Consider the following 17072-nt stretch of genomic DNA (forward strand, 5'->3'; position numbering starts at 1 on the left):
CGCTCCCCTGTTCACTCCACATTTTTACTGTTGCTGTCTTAATCGCGATGAGTCTGGAAGCCCTCAAGGAACTGTCTGCTCTCGATGCGGAGGCGAAAAGCCTTCTGCATCGATACGACCAGTTGCTGCTGGACCGCCGCCGCCGTTATCTCTCGCAGATTGTGGAGTGCTTCGCCGGGCTCACGGAAGCCGAGGGTTTCCGCATCAAACGCGATCCCATGGGAGTCAGCGCGCGATTATCTGATACGGAGCTGGCCATCAGCGGCACCGATCCTTCCCATATCCTCGTCGAGGCGCAGGCGAAGTATGTCATCACCTGCTCCCTGGCCGCGAATCGTGCCTATGGCATCCTGCTTTGCCGCCAGCCATTGGTGGAGTTCACCAATCAAAGCTCCGACACGAATGACCAGATCACGAACAAGAGGCTGGAGATCCAGTACCTGAAGTCGCTCATCGAAAACCAGAGCAACGACCAGTGGTATGTCATCGGCCGCCTGGAAACCATGGGAGACAATCTCACCATGGTCGGAGCGCAGCCGCAGTTCGAATCCTTCCAAACCTTCGACCAGGCGGTGCGCACCGCCCTGCGAGAAATCTCAAACGCCGCCATCGCCCCCCGCGCCGCATGAAGACGCTCCTTCTACTCATCGTCGCGGCGACGGCCCTCGCCTCCTGCGGCAAAAAAACCGAAGAACCCGCGAAAACGGCCGAAAAGCCGGCCACCGCAAAAGCAGCGGCTGTTTCCGACACTCGCATCGAAAGTGAGATTACCAACGCGCTCAGTGGCACTGCGCCTGCGGTGCCGAGCGCCGGTGACCTCCAGCGCGAGGCCGAGAGCATCATCGAGAAGTATCCCGGCAAAACGGCCGCTGATCTCCTCAACGTGTCCGAGGTGAACACGAAGCTGCGCAACCTGCTCGGCAAACTCGCCCAGGACAAGGCCTTGCAGCAGCGCATCAACGGCAGCGTCGATCTCGCTGCTCAGATCAAAGGTCTCGAAGGCGCTGCGAAGCTCGATCTCGACATCAAGGGCTACGACAAGGCCCGCACCAGCCGCATGCTCCAGGCAGCGCTCTCCGAAGACCCGCAGCAGCTCGTGGCCTTCCTCGTCGGCGAGATTGGCGAGGCCGCGCCGGATTTGAGCTTCGGCGGCATGGAGCGCGCGCCGAACGGTGTATCCATCGTCCCCAATCCTGCGGCCCAACTCCCGGCCGGCACTCCAAAAACTCCCGATCAGCCTGATTGAACCCCTTTCCGCCCGGCCAGCCGCCACACCCAACCTTGTGTGACAGCAGGCCGGGCAGACAACCCGAAACCAAACCAGAAACCACAACCCTCAAAAGCAAAAAGCAGACCAACTATGGCTACCTCCATCACCCCGCTCGGCCGTCGCGTCCTCGTGAAGCGTTCCTCCAGCGAAGAAAAGACCGCCGGCGGCATCTTCCTCCCCGACACCGCCAAGGAAAAACCCCAGGAAGCTGAAGTGCTCGCGCTCGGCACCGGCAAGGACGACGAAGGCAACGATGTCACCAAGCTCTTCACCGTGAAGAAGGGTGACAAGGTCCTCATCTCCAAGTACGGCGGCACCGAAGTGAAGCTCAACGGCGACGACGTCCTCATCATCAACGAAACCGACATCCTCGGCATCATTGCTTAATCCCCACCACTCAACCCCCTGACCCAACACACATCCACTTATGGCTAAACAACTCAACTTCGACGAAACCGCCCGCCAGGCCCTCCTGCGCGGCGTCACCAAGCTCGCCAAGGCCGTGAAGGCCACGCTCGGCCCTGCCGGCCGCAACGTCATCCTCGAGAAGAAATTCGGCTCCCCCACGATCACCAAGGACGGTGTCACCGTGGCCAAGGAAATCGAACTTCCTGATCCCTATGAAAACATGGGCGCCCAGCTCATCAAGGAAGTCTCCTCCAAGACCTCCGACATCGCTGGCGACGGTACCACCACCGCAACCGTGCTTGCCGAGGCCATCTACTCCGAAGGCCTTCGCAACGTCACCGCTGGTGCGAACCCAACCTCGCTTCAACGCGGCATCCTGAAGGCCACTGAGGCCATCGTTGCCAAGCTGAAGGAAATCTCCACCCCCGTGAAGGACAGCAAGGAAGTGGCCCAGGTCGCGACCGTGTCCGCCAACTGGGACGCCAGCATCGGCAACATCATCGCCGAAGCCATGGACAAGGTCGGCAAGGAAGGCACCATCACCGTCGAAGAAGCCAAGAGCATCGAAACGACTCTCGAAGTCGTCGAAGGCATGCAGTTCGACAAAGGCTACCTCTCCCCTTACTTCGTCACCAATCCGGAGACGATGGAGTGCAACCTCGAGAACGCCTACATCCTCATCAACGAGAAGAAGGTCAGCAACCTCAAGGACATGCTGCCTCTGCTTGAGAAGGTCGCTCGCTCCGGCAAGCCCCTCCTCATCATCGCGGAAGACGTCGAAGGTGAAGCCCTTGCCACGCTCGTCGTGAACAAGCTGCGCGGCACCCTCAACATCGTTGCCGTGAAGGCTCCTGGCTTCGGCGACCGCCGCAAGGCCATGCTCGAAGACATCGCCATCCTTACTGGCGGCCGCTGCATCACCGAAGACCTCGGCATCAAGCTCGAGAACATCGAGCTCACCGACCTCGGCCGTGCGAAGCGCATCACCATCGGCAAGGAAAACACCGTCATCGTCGAGGGCGAAGGCTCTTCCGACGCCATCGCCGGACGCGTTTCCCAGATCAAGAACCAGATCGCCGAAACCACCAGCGACTACGACCGTGAGAAGCTCCAGGAGCGTCTCGCCAAGCTCGCCGGCGGCGTGGCCGTCATCAACGTCGGTGCTGCCACCGAAACGGAGATGAAGGAAAAGAAAGCCCGCGTCGAAGACGCCCTGCACGCCACCCGTGCGGCCGTCGAAGAAGGCATCGTCCCTGGCGGCGGTGTCGCTCTCATTCGCGCTCAGGCCGCCCTCGGCGACCTCAAGCTCAGCGGTGACGAGAAGACCGGTGCTGACATCGTCGCTCGTGCGATCGAAGCCCCGCTTCGTCAGCTTGCTGCCAACGCTGGCGTCGAAGGCGCCCTCGTGGTTGAGCAGGTGAAGCGCGGCAAAGGCAACGAAGGCTACAACGTTGCCACCGGCAAGTATGAAGACCTCATCAAGGCTGGCGTCGTTGACCCTGCCAAGGTGACCCGCAGCGCGCTTCAGCACGCCGCCTCCATCTCCGGTCTGCTTCTGACCACCGAGTGCCTCATCGCCGACATCCCGAAAGAGGAGAAGGCAGACGCCGGTCACAGCCACGACCACGGCGGCATGATGTAATGCCACTTTGATCGCGAGGCGACCCAACCCGCCTCGCGATTCAAAAACCCAAAACCCTCACGCGGCCCGGAAGCAATTCCGGGCCGCTTTTTGTCTCCGCCGAGCGTAATTTGAGGCATGGCGGTTAACACCTTGCAGACGAAGCAGATCATCCGGGCAAGCGTGGCGGAGGCATGGTCATTTTTCTCGAACCCGCGCAATCTGGCAAAGATCACGCCGCCTGAGATGGGTTTTGAAGTGCTGACACCGGACCTGCCGGAGCGGATTTATGCGGGGATGATGATCGCGTATCGCGTGCGGCCATTGTTTGGCCTGCCGATGACGTGGCTGTCAGAAATCACGCTGGTGGAGGAAGGCGTGCGGTTCATCGACGAGCAGCGTGTCGGACCTTATGCCGTGTGGCATCATGAGCATGCGTTTCACGACCTCGGCGATGGACGCGTCGAGATGAAGGACCGGGCGACGTATGTGCTTCCGTTCGCACCGCTGGGTGATCTGGCGCATGCGATGCTGGTGAAGCCGCAGCTTGCAAAAATCTTCGCGTTTCGTGAAAAAGCGGTGCGGGAGATCTTTCCAGGCTGAAACGACTTCAGCGGCTCACACGGCACTGCGGCATGACTTTCTGAAACTCGGCGGCGGCCTGGGCAGTGACGGCGGTGCCGGCGAGGTTGAGGCTGGAGAGCTTTTTGAGCGATTTGAGTTTCATCAGGCCCGCGTCGCTGAACTTCGTGGTGCTAAAGTCGAGGCTCGCCAGATTTGGCATCGTCGCGAGGATTCCTGCGGACTCGTCGTCGAAAGAGGAACCGGAGACATTCAAAGTGACGAGAGTTTTGAGGTTGGAAAAGCTGGCATAGCCAGCGGCGGTCAGCTTTTGGGAGCTGATGCGGAGCGCCTGGAGTTTTTTGAAGCTGCTGATGGCCTTCAAGCCCTCGTCAGTGATGCCGCTGCCGAGAAGTTCGAGATTCGTGATGGAGGCGGCACCGGCGATCTTGTCAAAACCCCGGCCGGTGAGGTTCTCCGCATACTGGATGGCGAGGTAGTCGAGCTTTTTGAGCGGGGCGATGTGGACAAGCACACGATCCGTGAGCCCGTTCACGCCTTCAAAGTTCAGGAAGGCCAGCTCGTCGTTGTTGGCGAGGAAGGCGAACGCCGCGTCGCTCAAACCGTTTTGCATCGGGCGGAAATGGGCGCGGCGCAGGTCACGCAGGCCGTTGAGGGCGGCAAAGTCGGCATCCTGCGCGGGCGGGAGCACAGAATTGAGGCGGTCGAAGATGAGTTCGAGGATGTCGAACTTGCCGGTGGGGATTTCCGCGGGCTTCGATACGGGCGGGGTGGTGATGCCGTTTTTGAAAGCGATGAAGTAGCCGCCGTTGTTCACGAGATACTCGGCCGCGACACGCCAGGAACTGCCGCCGGGCGGTGCCTTGGGAGCGGGTGTGAGCGTGGTTTTGGGCGTGGCGGCTGTGGCGGCCACTGCGGCAGCTACCGCAGGCTTCTGCGCGGCGATCTCGGCGCGCAAGGACTGGACATTGACCGCGTCGGCTGTTTTGCCCGCCTTGGTCAGCTCCGCGATGTAGGCGTCGATGGCTCTGAGGTAGAGGTCATAAAGCGGCGCGGCCTTCGCATTGCGCTCGGCGATGATTTTGGCAAAAGCACCGCGATAGGTGGCGCGGAGGGCCTTGAGGGCGGGAGTGGTTTCGGGCGCATCCTCGGCAGGAACAGGCTCGCCTTTTTCGATGAGCGCCTTTTCCGCATCAAGCATGGTCACTTCAAAGAGGCTGCCTTTGGCCTGCGCGGCGGCCCGGGCGCGGGCGATGCCGTTGGCAACGTAGCTTTGATTCAATGCGGCAAGCGCGGCGAGGAAAGGCTGCTGCGCGTCGGTGTCATGGCGGCTGCGGAAGACCGTCTCGAGCTTGCCGAGCTGAGGATGGGCGGCAAGAAACTCCGCCCAGTCCCATTCAACAAGAAAAGGAACTTTCAGGCGGGGAGGAGCGTCATCCCAACCACTGGGACCCACATAGTAAGCCAGATGATTATCCGTGGTCGTCTTCGGGGGATTTCCCGGCCATAGAGCCATGTCGAAAGGTTCCCCGGTAATCCACGACCACGGGCCACCTTCCGGCGCTCGGTAGCCGCCGAGGAAGACATGGGTGCAAGTGCCCTTCAGCGGTGATAGTGACTGATGCAGCCAATCCCGTTCCTGCTTGCTGGTGATGGTGGCCAAATGCCCGCCCATGGATTCTGCTTTGGCTTTCGCTTCTTCCCAGAGGAGTTCTTCGTTGATGAATTGATAGCGGTGGCCGCCGTAGGTGTGGACGGCTCCTGATTTGAAGTCGGCCGCAGGCCCCATGGCAGCCACAGTGGGCGACGCTGGCGAAGGTGTCGCAGGAACGGCTGCGGGCATCGCGGGTGTGCTGCTGGCCACGGTGGCAGGCTGGGGCGGTGCTGGCGGAGCACCGGGCGGTGCAGGTTCCAGCTTTCGGATGCGCAGGTTGCGGAAGTAACTCATGCCCATGTTGTTCACCAGAACGATGCGACCGCTGGCACCGGCCTTGCCAGGGCGGACATTTGGATTGCGCGCGGAGTCGGCTTGCAGGCGCTCCTGAAAGGACGGGGAACTCACGTCATACTCCAACACCTTCACGTCATTGACCCAATGTTCGCGGAGGCTGCCACGCACGATGAGGCGCACGGTGTTCCATTCCTCGATCTTCACCGACGCGGCCGCCATTGGCAGGTCCAGGTTCATGAGCTCCCCGCAGCGTTCAGGCCTCAAGGCGGGTGAGCACAGGCGCATGCGCAGCGCGTCCTGGTATTCCACGGGTCCGCTGTGGTAGGCGATGGCACCATTGCCCCTGGGGGCCGGTTTCCACTCCAGCCGCAGCTCGAAGTCGCCATATTCCTCGGGGGACCACAGGCCCGACGATGGTACGTTGCAGGCGATGCCACCGCCCAAAAATGACCATGTCGGATTCGGCGGTGTCCCATCCGGGCCCGTCCAACCAGAATAATCATTCTCCGATTTAAAGAGCGGCGTGAAGCCTTCCTCAAGTGGTGCAGGCGGGGAACTGACTTCTCCAGTGCTCGTGGTGACGGGGGCGGGTGCCGCAGGCATGTCCGGGGGCTCAATCGGCGCGGGGGCGTCTTTTGCGACCTGGGGAGTGGCAGGGCCAGCCGCTGGAGACGAGGTGGGTGCCGCGCTGCCACTTTGCGGTTTTTTCTCTCCACCCGTGAACATGACATACAGGCCCGCGACGAGGAAGATGCTGGCGGCGAGGCCCAGAATGGGGCCGAGGCTGGAAGTGATTTTCTTCTTAGCAGCCGCTTGGGGCTCGTTCGGAGCCGCCTCCTGCTGCTTTTGTGCCCGCGTGGCTTTTGCGGCAGCTTCTGCGGCGGCCTGCTGCTGGGCGATGAGCGCGGAGCGGGGCAAAGTCAGGATCGTGTCGAGATCACGGCGAAGTTCGGCGGCGGTCTGGTAGCGCACGTCGCGATCTGTCTGCATCGCCTTGGTGATGATGGCGTCGAAGCGCGGATCGGTGCCCATGCGCTGGCCCGGCAGCGTCCAGATGCCGCGCGGGATTTCGCCGGTGAGCATCTGGTAAAGCATCACGCCGATGGCATACAAGTCCGCGCGGCCATCCAGCGGAACGCCGGGAATCAATGCCTCGGGCGCGACGAAGTCGGGCGTGCCCATCGCCATGTTTGTCTTCGTCAGGCCGCTCTGGCCCGCGTCGCTCTGCTTGGCGAGGCCGAAGTCGGCCACTTTCACCGCGCCGTCCATGTTGATGAGGATGTTCGCCGGTTTGATGTCGCGATGGATGACACCGTTTTTGTGCGCGTAGTTCAGCGCGTCGCAGACGTGCGCGGTGATGGAGAGCGCGTAGTCCTCCGGCAGTTTGCCCTGGGAGGCGATCATCTGGGAGACATCGGTGCCGTTGATGAACTCCATGACGAAATAGAGCAGGCCGCTCTCCGTCTCGCCGAAGTCATACACGTTGACGATGCTCGGGTGGTTGAGCCGCGCCATGGTGCGCGCCTCGTTCTTGAAGCGTTCAAGGAAATTCGCGTCTTCGTTGTCGATCAGATCGCTGGGGAGGACCTTGATGGCCACCAGGCGGTCCAGGGAGACTTGCAGGGCCTTGTACACCGCGCCCATGCCGCCGCGGCCGAGCAGGCACTCGAACTGATACTGCGGCAGCATGGCCTGCATCTCCTCCAGCGTGGGCGGCTGCCAGCCGGTGGTGGGTTTGGAGCCGGAGGGAGATGAACTCATGGCGCTTGAAGAAGAAAATTCAGCGAAGGCTAGCGCAAATAGCAAGCCGATGGCGAGTAAAACTTCGTATCACGGGTGTGACATGGATTTCCCGTCACATTCGTGTCATACAGGAGCGTCACCCGCGTCACCCAGCGGAAAATGAATGGAAAGCGCCATCGCCGGCCAGCTCGAAGCTTTGCATCCCGACTCGTTCGGGTGGGCGCTGCACTGCTGCTGCGGCGATCATGCCCGCGCGGAAGACGTGCTGCAAAACGCCTACCTCAAACTCGCGCGGGGGCGTGCGCAACACGACGGCACCTCCAGCTTCAAAACCTGGTGGTTCGGCGTGATCCGCTTCACGGCACACGAGGAGTTCCGCCGGCTGCGCTATCGCGAGTCACTCGTGGGCAAGCTGCTGGCTCAGCTCACGGGCGACGCGCACGATCCGCGTCCCTCGCCTGTGCGAAAGCTGGAGATGGACGAACGCGCCGCCGAATTGCGGCGCTGTCTGGCGCAGTTGCCCGCGCGGCAGGCAGAGGTGCTGCATCTCGTGTTTTACCAGGATCTCACCATCAGCGAGGCGGCGGATGTGATGCGCGTGGGCATCGGTTCCGCACGCCAGCATTACGAACGCGGCAAGGCGCGCCTGCGCGCGCTGCTGCAACCCGAATCCTCCCATGAAACTGCCTCCTGATGACGATCTTCGCGCGATCTTCGCGCTTCAACGCCGCTGCGATCGTGAGGACGCTCCCGCATGGCGCGATGAATGGTTGCGCGCACCTGCACAGTGTCAGCGTGTGTTGCGCGGATGGATTCCCGTGGCTCTCGCCACCGCCTGCATCGTCTTCGCCGCCGTCTTTTTCGCTCATTCACCGCGGCTGGAGCCGAAACTGAGCGAACTGCCGCCGCTGTTCGACGCGCCGCCTGCGGAACTGTTCGCTGAAGTCACGCCGCCGCTGCTGGCTTTCGAGTCACCCTCTGATTTCCTGCTTCCCGACCACATCAACCGCTGACCCTCATGAAAAACATCGTCTGCTCCCTGCTCCTGTTCACGGCGGCCGCCTCAAAGGCCGCGAATGTCGAAGATTGGCTGAAAAGCGGCCTGCTGCATCCCGACCTCATTGCTTCCGTGCGAGATGAGCTCGCGTTGAGCGAAGAGCAGCAGACAAAGCTGAACGCGCAGCTCGGCGAGACCCGGAAACAGGCCGAACCGCTCGAACAGGCGGTCAAGGAGCAGCAAAAAGCGCTCAACCATCTCCTGCGTGATGCCGGCACCACGGCTGACGCCGCGTCCGCGCAGCTTGCTAAATTGATCGAGGCCGAGGCGGCGGTGAAGCAACTGCAACTGCGCACCCTCATCAGCATCCGCGATGTTTTGACACCGGAGCAATTGCAAAAGGCGCAGAAGCTCGGCCCGCCGAAAATGGCGGCGGCGGCGCGCGGGGGTGATCTGGAGTCAAAGATGAAAGAAAAAGCGGGCAAGCTGAGGGCCGCTGTCGAAGCGCTGGGCATTCCGCCCACGGAGGCGATGAAGGCACGCGGTGGCGAGATCGAGCAGCTCATCAAAAGCGGCCAGTTCGCCGAGGCGGATGCCGCGCTGGACAAGTTGATCGAGGATTCGCACTTCAAGGAGCTGGAGGCCGAGGCAGACAAGGTGGACTTCTCCAAGTTCGAGCCGGGCAACACGGATGTGGAGACGCTGCGCCAGCGTTTTGAGGCCCTGCAAGTCGCGGGGCAGGAGATCATCAACCTGCCGCTGCTGCGGGAGATGATTCAGGCCAAGGAAGCCTTTGAAGAGGCCAAGGCCGCCCAGGATGCGGAAAAAGTAGGCCGCATTCTCACCTACGCGGAGGGTAAGGTGAAGAAATGACCGCATGGCATCCCCGTTGCGTTTTGGCCGCGCAAGCCCGGCTTAACTCGTAAAAAAGATTCGTTTGCCTTTGGCACGTTTCGGGCGATAGAGCCAATCAGGTCACCTGTTAAGGGTCAGGCTCAGTCGTTCATCAGGTGATACAAGCGTTGGTGTTCATGAGTTTTGGCGCGAAGACGGCAGCCGCACTCAACAACGATATGAATACCAAGATGTATGTGGGCAATCTGCCCTTCGCCGCTCAGGAACAAGATGTCCGCGAGCTGTTCTCTCAATACGGTGGCGTCACCGAAGTCTTCCTGCCGATGGACCGCGAGAGCGGCCGCCCGCGCGGTTTTGCCTTCGTGACGATGGACTCTCCCGAGGCCATGAATGCCGCGATCAACGCACAGAACGGCCAGGAGTTCCTGGGCCGCAAGCTCGCCATCAATGAAGCCCGTCCGCGTGAGGAACGCCCGGGTGGTTTTGGCGGCGGCGGTGGTGGTCGTGGCGGCTACGGTGGTGGCGGCGGTGGCGGTGGCCGTGGCGGCTACGGTGGTGGCGGCGGCGGCTACGGTGGTGGCGGCGGCGGTGGCCGTGGTGGCTACGGCGGCGGTGGTGGCGGCGGCGGCAAGCGCTTTGACCGTGGCAACCGTGGCGGCCGTGATGGCGGCGACGAAGGCGGCGGCTGGTAAGCCCCCGCTTCACTGCAAAGTCAGTTTCTCAACCCGTGATGTGGTTCAAGGCTCACGAGCCTTCCTGCATCACGGGTTTTTCTGCATTCACAAAGAGCGCGAACGCTCCGGCGAGCACAAACGCGCCCGCGCAGAGCCACACGCCCTCGTGGAAGTCGTGGTTCGTGTCGAAGGACTTCAAAACGGCGCTGAAGAGCATCGGCATGATCGCAGCACCGAAGTTGCCCCACATGTTGCCCCAGCCGAAGAGCTGCGCCTGGCATTTGCCGCTGATGTCCTGCATGAAGGTCCACATCGCGGGCAGGCCGAGATCGGCGAAAAAGGTGACCGCGCCGAAGGCGATGGCCATGCCCCAGGCCGAGTCCATCTGAAGCGCGAGGATGTAGAGCGCCGCCGCGCCGAATTTGGTCAGCGACATCGGCAGCATGCGCCCGAGCCGCCTGCCGTGGCGCTTCGAGATGTAATCCGTCATCAATCCTCCCACTGGCAGCGCCAGGATGCCGATGGTCAGCGCCCCGGTGGTGATGAGGCCGGTCATGCCATCATCGAGGTGTTTCACTTTCTTCAGGTAATCGGGCAGTGACAGGATCAGGAAGGCCCAGCCGATGTTGGTGAAGAACTGCACGCCGTTCGCCATCCAGAGATTTTTGCTCCGGCAGGCGGCGAGGAGCGGGAAACGCCTTGGCGGATCCTTGATGGGTTGAAAATCGCCGCGCCCCTCGGCCATGAGCGCGATTTCCGCGTCATTGCAGCGCGGATGGAGCCGCGGATGCTCACGAAAGACCGCCCAGTAGCACGCCGCCACCAAAATGCCGACCACGCCGTAGAGCCAGCCGGCCCAGCGCCAGTCACCGGCCTGCAAAATCACAAATGCCGTCAATCCGGGGGCCGCCGCGCCCCCGACACGACCGCCCCACGAGATCACGCTGCTGGCGAAGCCGCGGGACTCGATGTGCGCCCAGCGTGTCATCAGTCCGCTGCTGGCAGGATAGTAGCCCGCCTCCGCGAGACCGCACAGCATGCGCGCGGCAAACAAGGTCCAGAACCCCATCGCAAAACTCGTCGCCGCAGTGAAGAACGACCACGCCGCGATGTAAATCGTGATGAGCATGCGCGCGCCGAAGCGGTCGCTCAGCCAGCCTGCGGGCACCTGAAACAACGCATAGGCCCAGAAAAACGCACCCTTGATGCCGTCGATCTGGCCTTGGTCGAGATGGATGCTCTTTTGAAACGAGTCCGAGCTGAGGATGTTCGCCAGGCAGATGCGGTCCAGATACATCAGGAAGGCCACCATGGTCGCCGTGGCGAGGATTTGGTGGCGGACGGCGGTGGGGCGGGATGAGGACGACATCGTGGAGACAAGACGCTCGATTTCCGCCAGCCCTAGCAGGATTCCGGCTTGCTGAACAGACGGAAGGCGTGCAAGGGGCCGGGCGAGGACGCGCAAAACGGGTGCATTGAATGCGGTTGCGCACCCGTCCCGTCTCACGAACATCCCCCACCATGACTGCCATCAAAAATCTCACCGCACTGCTCGTGCTTAGCTTTCTCGCCTCCGGCGTGCTGGGCTGGTTCCTTTTCCAGTCACGTTCCGACCTCTCCGTCCTGCGCTCCGGCATGGAGCAGCTCAAAACCGAGCACGCCGAGGCGCTGAAGGCGAAGGAGGCCGAGTTCCAGCGCACGCTCGACTCCCAGGCCGCGCAGCATCAGAAGATGATCACCGCGCTCAACGAGGAGAACGAGAAGAAGATCGACGCCCTGCGCAAAGGCGAGCGCCAGCGTCTGGCCACCGCCGCGAAGGAATTTGAGAACATTTTCGAGGGGAACAAGACCACGCTGCAATACATCGACCTGCTGGAGGACAAGGTGAAGGCCGGGCAGGCGCTCTCGAAGGCCGAGGTCGAAAAGCTGACCATCATCACCACGGGCCTTGGCTATCTCAAAAAGCAGTATCAGAAGCCCATGCAGGAGTTCCAGGAGCTGGTGAGCTATTTTGAGTCCCAGGCGAACAAACATCTCGAAAAACCGAAGGGCGGCTTCTTCAAGCGGATCTTCAGCAAGGAGTTTCGCGAGCAGGAGAAGGAGTATCTCCGCCAGGAGGGCGCGAAGGAGGCCTTCGAGCAGGCGCAGGGCAAATTCACCAGCGTTTATGCCTCCGCGCAGAAGGTCATGTCCGGGGTGAACCTCGACGCCGACGCGCAAATCCAGAAACTGCACGCCTACATCGACGACAAGCAGCAAATGAACGCCGAGGATCTGACCTCGTTCTTTGACAAGGCCCGCAAGGCACTGCGCACGCACCAGGACGTGCTCGACTTCGAGCCGGAAGCGCCGCCGCTCCCCGCCCCGAAGCCGCAGCCTTGATTTTTTCCTCCTGAAATCCGCCCTGCGTCGCTGGTGAAAGGAAAGGTTGCCTTCCGCCCCGCGTTTTGGCTACCCTCTTGATATTCCGTGCCGCGTCCGCCAGGGCGCGGCATTTTTCACTCTCTCAATCCTCTCTCAACCATGCAAACGAACCCACAACCAACGTCCCGCCGCACCTTCATCCGCGGCACTGTCGCCGGCACCGCCGGTCTTGTCGCCTCCAGAGCCTTTTCAGCGCCCATTGGTGCCAACGGTGACGTTCGTGTGGCGGTCATCGGCTTCAACGGACGCGGCGCGGGCCACATCAAGAGCCTGGAGGAAATCCCCGGCGTGCGCATCGTCGCCCTCTGTGATGTGGACGCCAACGTCCTCGCGAAGGGAGTCGCCAACCAGGCGAAGAAAAACAACACCGTCACCGCCTACACCGATTATCGGAAGCTCGTGCTCGATCCCGAGGTGGACGCCGTCACCATCGCCACGCCGAACCACACGCACACCCTCATCGCCATGACGGCCATGGCCGCGGGCAAGCACGTCTATGTGGAAAAGCCCGTCTGCCACAACATCTGGGAAGGCCGCCAGCTCCTGAACGCCGCCGAAAAAGTCGCCAAGAAAGGCATCGTCGTTCAGCACGGCATGCAGCGCCGTTCCAGCCCCGGATGGCAGCAGGCCATGGACTGGGTCAAAGAAGGCCACATCGGCAAGGTCACGCTCTCGCGCGGCATTAATTTCAAGTCACGCAACTCCATTGGCAAGGTGGAGGCTCCGGTCGAACCGAAGGACGGCATGATCAAGGGCACCTTCCATGACCCGCGCAACGTGAAGACCAATCCCAAGGGTGCGCCGCAGGAGGTGGACGTGGACTACAAGCTGTGGGCGGGTCCGCGCGGCGTCGTTCCTGTGAACCGCACGCAATTCCACTATGACTGGCACTGGCAGTGGGCTTTTGGCAATGGCGACATCGGCAACCAAGGACCGCACCAGACCGACGTCGGTCGCTGGGCGTTGGGCAACCCGGAACTGCTGCCCAAGCGCGTCATGAGCTTTGGCGGGCGCTGGGGTTACAAGGACGACGGCGAGACCGCTAACAATCAGATGGCCTTCTGGGCCTATGAGCCCGCCCCGCTCATCTTCGACAACCGCGGCCTCCCCTTGAAGGACATGGACTGGAGACTGGAGCCGGTTTACCGCGTGAACGGCAAGACCGCCGCCGCCCGCGTCGGCAACGTCATCCATTGCGAAGGCGGCTACGTCATCGAGGCCAAGGCCTACGACAACGAGGGCAACACCATCATGAAGTTCGACAACTTCAATGACGGCGCGGACCACATGCTCAACTTCATCAACTCCGTGCGCGCCGGGAAGCTCGTCAATTCCAACCTCCATGTCTCGCATGGTTTCCACGCCGCCGCGCTCGCCCACCTGGCGAACATCTCCTACCGCCTCGGCAAGGCGGTCAGCGTGAATGAGGTCAAAGATCGTCTCAACGGCGACAAGGCCGGCCTCGAAACCTTCGAGCACTTCGTCAAGAACCTGGAGGACAACAAGATCGACCTCAACGTGGACAAGATCAGCGCCGGCCCTTGGCTGGAGTTTGATCCCGTCGCCGAGAAGTTCATCGGTGAGTTCGCCGAGGAGGCCAACAAGCTCGCCACAGAAAACTACGTCGAGGAGTTCAAGCTGCCGACGATCTAAACTTAAAACGAGTTCTCCAACTCATCCGCACACAACGCGGAGCCGGGTAAACCGGCTCCGCGTTTGTATTTCCATCCGCGCCGCTTTCTGATACACCTCGCCCCGTCATGGAATCTCCCACACCACCTCCCGCCCTTCCCGCCTCCGCCACTCAGGACGAGAAAACCCTCGGCATCGTCATGCACGTCCTGTGCCTCGTCGGCTTTCCCATCCTCGGCCCGCTGGTGATCTGGCTCATCAAAAAGGACAGCAGCCGCTACCTCGACCAGCAGGGCCGCGAATTGCTGAACTTCCAGATCACCTACTTTGTTTACGCGCTCATCTCTTTCGTGCTTTGCTTCATTTTCATCGGCATCCCGCTGCTCGTGATCATCGGCGTCGCCTCCATCGTGCTCACCATCATCGGCATCGTGAAGGCCGCCGAAGGGAACGTTTACCGCTTCCCGCTCACGATTCGCCTGCTGTGAGCCAAAACGGTTGCGGCTTTCCTGCCGTGATGCTAGCGGAGCGCCCCGTTTCCCCGACCCCCAGATGCGAGCCAACCAACTTCTTCAAGCCATCGGTCCCGAACTGCGCGCGCAGATCATGACCTACCTGCAAAACGACCAGCGTGCCGCCTACAAGGCCGTCATCGAATCGCTCGCCGAAGGCCGCAAGCTGCGCCCCGCCTTCGTTCTGGAAAAATCCCGCGCCAAGCAGGCCGAGTGGCTCCTCGAACAGCTCAACACCAAGGCCAACGAAGGCGTCACCGCGCAGATCTTCCAGATCTGGCTCCTCAAAGGCCAGGCGCAGATGCTCATCACCTTCCTCGATGCCGCGCAGATCGCCCACGACGGCAAAGGCGAGGTCACCGAACTCCCGGAAGTCATCGACGACGACAAAGCGGAGGCCGCCGTCGCCGCGCTGCTCGCCGCGTATCCGGCGAAACAGGTCGCGCTCTACCTGCACATGTTCCAGGAGCAGCGCCCCGGCGGATGGGCCTCGCTCACGAAGGCCATCGAGGCCCGCCCTGAGCTCAAACTCGAAGCCTGATCCGTTTTGCCATGATGGACGCCCTCGACCGCGCCATCGCCAGCACGCAGGCTCATCTCGAGGCGTTGCGCATGCCGGACGGCCATTGGGAAGGCCATCTCAGCAGCAGCGCCCTCTCCACCGCGACCGCGATCGTCGCGCTCATGCTCGTCGATCGCGAAAAACACGCCACGCTCGTTCAAAAAGGCGCGCAATGGCTCTGCGACCACCAAAACGCCGACGGAGGCTGGGGCGACACCTCGATCAGCAAAAGCAACCTCTCCACCACGCTGCTCTGCTGGAGTGCGCTGTATTTATGGAGTGCCGACGAATCGTCGGCAAAAGAGCATCTGAATGGGCGACGAATCGTCGCCACTCCCAACATCCAACACGCCGACGCCTGGCTCACTGCTCAAGTCGGTTCGCTCGAACCACAAGCCATCGCCAAAGCCGTCATCGGCCGATACGGCAAGGACAAGACCTTTTCCGTGCCCATCCTCATGCTCTGCACGCTCTGCGGCACGCTGGGGAAGGACGGCTGGCGTCACGTCATCGCGTTGCCCTTTGAACTCGCCGCGCTTCCACGTGCCTGGTTCGGTGCCATTGGACTGCCAGTTGTCAGCTATGCCTTGCCCGCCTTGATCGCCATCGGTCATGCGCGTTTTCATCACGTCCCGCCCGCCTGGTGGAATCCGCTGCGCTGGATTCGCGCGCTGACGTGGCCGCGCATTCGTCCGATGCTGCAAACCTTGCAGCCAGGCAGCGGCGGTTATCTCGAAGCCACGCCGCTCACTAGCTTCGTCACCATGGCGCTCGCTGGTGCGGGTCAGCTCGATCATCCCTGCATTCCGCTCGCCGTCGATTTCCTCACCCAATCCATGCGAGAAGATGGAAGCTGGCCCATCGACACCAATCTCGCCACCTGGGGCACCACGCTCGCCATGCGTGCATGGAGTGGCGATGAATCGTCGCCAAACAACAGAATGGAAGGGCGACGAATCGTCGCCACTCCCAAAGATTGGCTACTCGCCCAGCAATACCGCGAAATCCATCCGTTCACCAATGCCGCACCCGGCGGCTGGGCCTGGACCGACCTGCCCGGCGGCGTTCCCGATGCCGACGACACCTCCAGCGCCCTGATCGCACTCAAAAAAAGCGGCCACCCCTGCGATTCGGCCATTTGCAGCGGCATCACCTGGCTGCTCGACCTGCAAAACCGCGACGGCGGCATCCCCACCTTTTGCCGCGGCTGGGGCGCGCTCCCCTTTGACCGCAGCACGCCTGAAATCACCGCGCACGCCCTGCTCGCGTGGTGGACGTGGCATGACGAACTCGCCGCCACGCTTCAAACCCGTGTCGCCAAAGCCACACAAGATGCGCTGCGCTACCTCGAAGCCTCGCACAGCGCGGAACACGGCTGGACTCCCCTCTGGTTTGGCAACGAACACACGCCCGATGAATCGAATCCAGTCTATGGCACCGCCCAGGTCATCAACCACCTCGCCGGAAACGATTCTCTCGCCACCCAGGCCCGCCATTTGATCGAATCCGGCCTCAATGACCTCCGTTCCGCCCAAAAAGCCGACGGCTCCTTCGGTGGTGACAAAAACGCTCCTTCCAGCATCGAAGAAACCGCCGTCGCCGTGGAGGCGCTCTGTTCAGACAAGAATGCGGACGACGCCCTCGTCCGCGTGGAAAAAGGCGCGCAGTGGCTTCTTCAAGCCACCAGCCACGGCACCCGCTTCCCGCCCGCCCCCATCGGCCTCTATTTCGCCCGCCTGTGGTATCACGAGCAGCTCTATCCTGTCATCTGGACGCTCGGCGCCCTCAATGCGGCCCGGAAGATGCTTGCCGATGGAAAGCAGAAGCATTGACATTGAAGG

At 61.8% G+C, this 17072-nt stretch carries 16 protein-coding genes; 14 read left to right on the top strand and 2 right to left on the bottom strand.

The window, feature by feature from the left end; all coding sequences use genetic code 11:
* Positions 1–47: 47 nt before the first annotated feature.
* The 5 genes from ACILSE_RS05315 (at position 48) to ACILSE_RS05335 (ending at position 3902) form a co-directional block, all read left to right on the top strand.
* Positions 48–629, top strand: coding sequence for a hypothetical protein (locus ACILSE_RS05315; RefSeq protein ID WP_395716324.1), 582 nt, complete (start codon positions 48–50; stop codon positions 627–629).
* On the top strand, positions 626–1246 hold the full coding sequence (locus tag ACILSE_RS05320; protein ID WP_395716325.1) for a hypothetical protein: 621 nt from the start codon (positions 626–628) through the stop codon (positions 1244–1246). Before ACILSE_RS05315 ends, ACILSE_RS05320 begins: the two co-directional genes overlap by 4 nt.
* A gap of 114 nt (positions 1247–1360) precedes the next feature.
* Positions 1361–1657, top strand: a complete 297-nt coding sequence (locus tag ACILSE_RS05325; RefSeq protein ID WP_395716326.1) for a co-chaperone GroES — start codon at positions 1361–1363, stop codon at positions 1655–1657.
* A gap of 40 nt (positions 1658–1697) precedes the next feature.
* Complete coding sequence (groL, locus tag ACILSE_RS05330) at positions 1698–3320, top strand: chaperonin GroEL (protein ID WP_395716327.1); 1623 nt, start codon at positions 1698–1700, stop codon at positions 3318–3320.
* 117 nt (positions 3321–3437) lie between these two features.
* On the top strand, positions 3438–3902 hold the full coding sequence (locus tag ACILSE_RS05335; protein ID WP_395716328.1) for a hypothetical protein: 465 nt from the start codon (positions 3438–3440) through the stop codon (positions 3900–3902).
* Between the two features lie 7 nt (positions 3903–3909).
* Here ACILSE_RS05335 and ACILSE_RS05340 read toward each other — a convergent pair whose 3' ends face one another.
* Positions 3910–7593, bottom strand: a complete 3684-nt coding sequence (locus tag ACILSE_RS05340) for a protein kinase domain-containing protein (protein WP_395716329.1) — start codon at positions 7591–7593, stop codon at positions 3910–3912.
* A 145-nt stretch (positions 7594–7738) separates the two neighbouring features.
* Between ACILSE_RS05340 and ACILSE_RS05345 the strand changes: the two genes are divergently transcribed.
* From ACILSE_RS05345 to ACILSE_RS05360, 4 genes are all read left to right on the top strand, one after another.
* The gene (locus ACILSE_RS05345) at positions 7739–8269 is read left to right on the top strand and encodes an RNA polymerase sigma factor (RefSeq protein ID WP_395716330.1); all 531 of its coding nucleotides are present in this window, start codon (positions 7739–7741) and stop codon (positions 8267–8269) included.
* Complete coding sequence (locus ACILSE_RS05350) at positions 8253–8588, top strand: hypothetical protein (RefSeq protein ID WP_395716331.1); 336 nt, start codon at positions 8253–8255, stop codon at positions 8586–8588. The genes ACILSE_RS05345 and ACILSE_RS05350 overlap by 17 nt, the downstream gene beginning before the upstream one ends.
* Positions 8589–8593: 5 nt before the next feature.
* On the top strand, positions 8594–9445 hold the full coding sequence (locus ACILSE_RS05355; RefSeq protein ID WP_395716332.1) for a Spy/CpxP family protein refolding chaperone: 852 nt from the start codon (positions 8594–8596) through the stop codon (positions 9443–9445).
* 200 nt (positions 9446–9645) lie between these two features.
* The gene (locus tag ACILSE_RS05360) at positions 9646–10119 is read left to right on the top strand and encodes an RNA recognition motif domain-containing protein (protein WP_395716333.1); all 474 of its coding nucleotides are present in this window, start codon (positions 9646–9648) and stop codon (positions 10117–10119) included.
* A gap of 52 nt (positions 10120–10171) precedes the next feature.
* Here ACILSE_RS05360 and ACILSE_RS05365 read toward each other — a convergent pair whose 3' ends face one another.
* Positions 10172–11470, bottom strand: coding sequence for an MFS transporter (locus tag ACILSE_RS05365; protein ID WP_395716334.1), 1299 nt, complete (start codon positions 11468–11470; stop codon positions 10172–10174).
* Positions 11471–11622: 152 nt separating this feature from the next.
* On the opposite strand from ACILSE_RS05365, the gene ACILSE_RS05370 reads away from it, so the two are divergent.
* From ACILSE_RS05370 to ACILSE_RS05390, 5 genes are all read left to right on the top strand, one after another.
* Positions 11623–12483, top strand: a complete 861-nt coding sequence (locus ACILSE_RS05370) for a hypothetical protein (protein ID WP_395716335.1) — start codon at positions 11623–11625, stop codon at positions 12481–12483.
* Positions 12484–12624: 141 nt separating this feature from the next.
* Complete coding sequence (locus tag ACILSE_RS05375; protein ID WP_395716336.1) at positions 12625–14178, top strand: Gfo/Idh/MocA family protein; 1554 nt, start codon at positions 12625–12627, stop codon at positions 14176–14178.
* A gap of 107 nt (positions 14179–14285) precedes the next feature.
* Complete coding sequence (locus tag ACILSE_RS05380) at positions 14286–14645, top strand: DUF4870 domain-containing protein (protein WP_395716337.1); 360 nt, start codon at positions 14286–14288, stop codon at positions 14643–14645.
* Positions 14646–14709: 64 nt separating this feature from the next.
* Entirely contained in the window at positions 14710–15210 is a 501-nt protein-coding gene (locus tag ACILSE_RS05385; protein ID WP_395716338.1) for a hypothetical protein, read from the top strand.
* An 11-nt stretch (positions 15211–15221) separates the two neighbouring features.
* The gene (locus tag ACILSE_RS05390) at positions 15222–17063 is read left to right on the top strand and encodes a prenyltransferase/squalene oxidase repeat-containing protein (RefSeq protein ID WP_395716339.1); all 1842 of its coding nucleotides are present in this window, start codon (positions 15222–15224) and stop codon (positions 17061–17063) included.
* The last annotated feature ends 9 nt before the right edge of the window (positions 17064–17072 follow it).

This window comes from Prosthecobacter sp. (assembly GCF_044236155.1).
GTDB lineage: Bacteria > Verrucomicrobiota > Verrucomicrobiia > Verrucomicrobiales > Verrucomicrobiaceae > Prosthecobacter.

Coding starts and splice junctions, on each gene's coding strand:
- ACILSE_RS05315 (WP_395716324.1), top strand. CDS start 48: ATGAGTCTGGAAGCCCTCAAGGAACTGTCTGCTCTCGATGCGGAGGCG.
- ACILSE_RS05320 (WP_395716325.1), top strand. CDS start 626: ATGAAGACGCTCCTTCTACTCATCGTCGCGGCGACGGCCCTCGCCTCC.
- ACILSE_RS05325 (WP_395716326.1), top strand. CDS start 1,361: ATGGCTACCTCCATCACCCCGCTCGGCCGTCGCGTCCTCGTGAAGCGT.
- groL (WP_395716327.1), top strand. CDS start 1,698: ATGGCTAAACAACTCAACTTCGACGAAACCGCCCGCCAGGCCCTCCTG.
- ACILSE_RS05335 (WP_395716328.1), top strand. CDS start 3,438: ATGGCGGTTAACACCTTGCAGACGAAGCAGATCATCCGGGCAAGCGTG.
- ACILSE_RS05340 (WP_395716329.1), bottom strand. CDS start 7,593: ATGAGTTCATCTCCCTCCGGCTCCAAACCCACCACCGGCTGGCAGCCG.
- ACILSE_RS05345 (WP_395716330.1), top strand. CDS start 7,739: ATGGAAAGCGCCATCGCCGGCCAGCTCGAAGCTTTGCATCCCGACTCG.
- ACILSE_RS05350 (WP_395716331.1), top strand. CDS start 8,253: ATGAAACTGCCTCCTGATGACGATCTTCGCGCGATCTTCGCGCTTCAA.
- ACILSE_RS05355 (WP_395716332.1), top strand. CDS start 8,594: ATGAAAAACATCGTCTGCTCCCTGCTCCTGTTCACGGCGGCCGCCTCA.
- ACILSE_RS05360 (WP_395716333.1), top strand. CDS start 9,646: ATGAATACCAAGATGTATGTGGGCAATCTGCCCTTCGCCGCTCAGGAA.
- ACILSE_RS05365 (WP_395716334.1), bottom strand. CDS start 11,470: ATGTCGTCCTCATCCCGCCCCACCGCCGTCCGCCACCAAATCCTCGCC.
- ACILSE_RS05370 (WP_395716335.1), top strand. CDS start 11,623: ATGACTGCCATCAAAAATCTCACCGCACTGCTCGTGCTTAGCTTTCTC.
- ACILSE_RS05375 (WP_395716336.1), top strand. CDS start 12,625: ATGCAAACGAACCCACAACCAACGTCCCGCCGCACCTTCATCCGCGGC.
- ACILSE_RS05380 (WP_395716337.1), top strand. CDS start 14,286: ATGGAATCTCCCACACCACCTCCCGCCCTTCCCGCCTCCGCCACTCAG.
- ACILSE_RS05385 (WP_395716338.1), top strand. CDS start 14,710: ATGCGAGCCAACCAACTTCTTCAAGCCATCGGTCCCGAACTGCGCGCG.
- ACILSE_RS05390 (WP_395716339.1), top strand. CDS start 15,222: ATGATGGACGCCCTCGACCGCGCCATCGCCAGCACGCAGGCTCATCTC.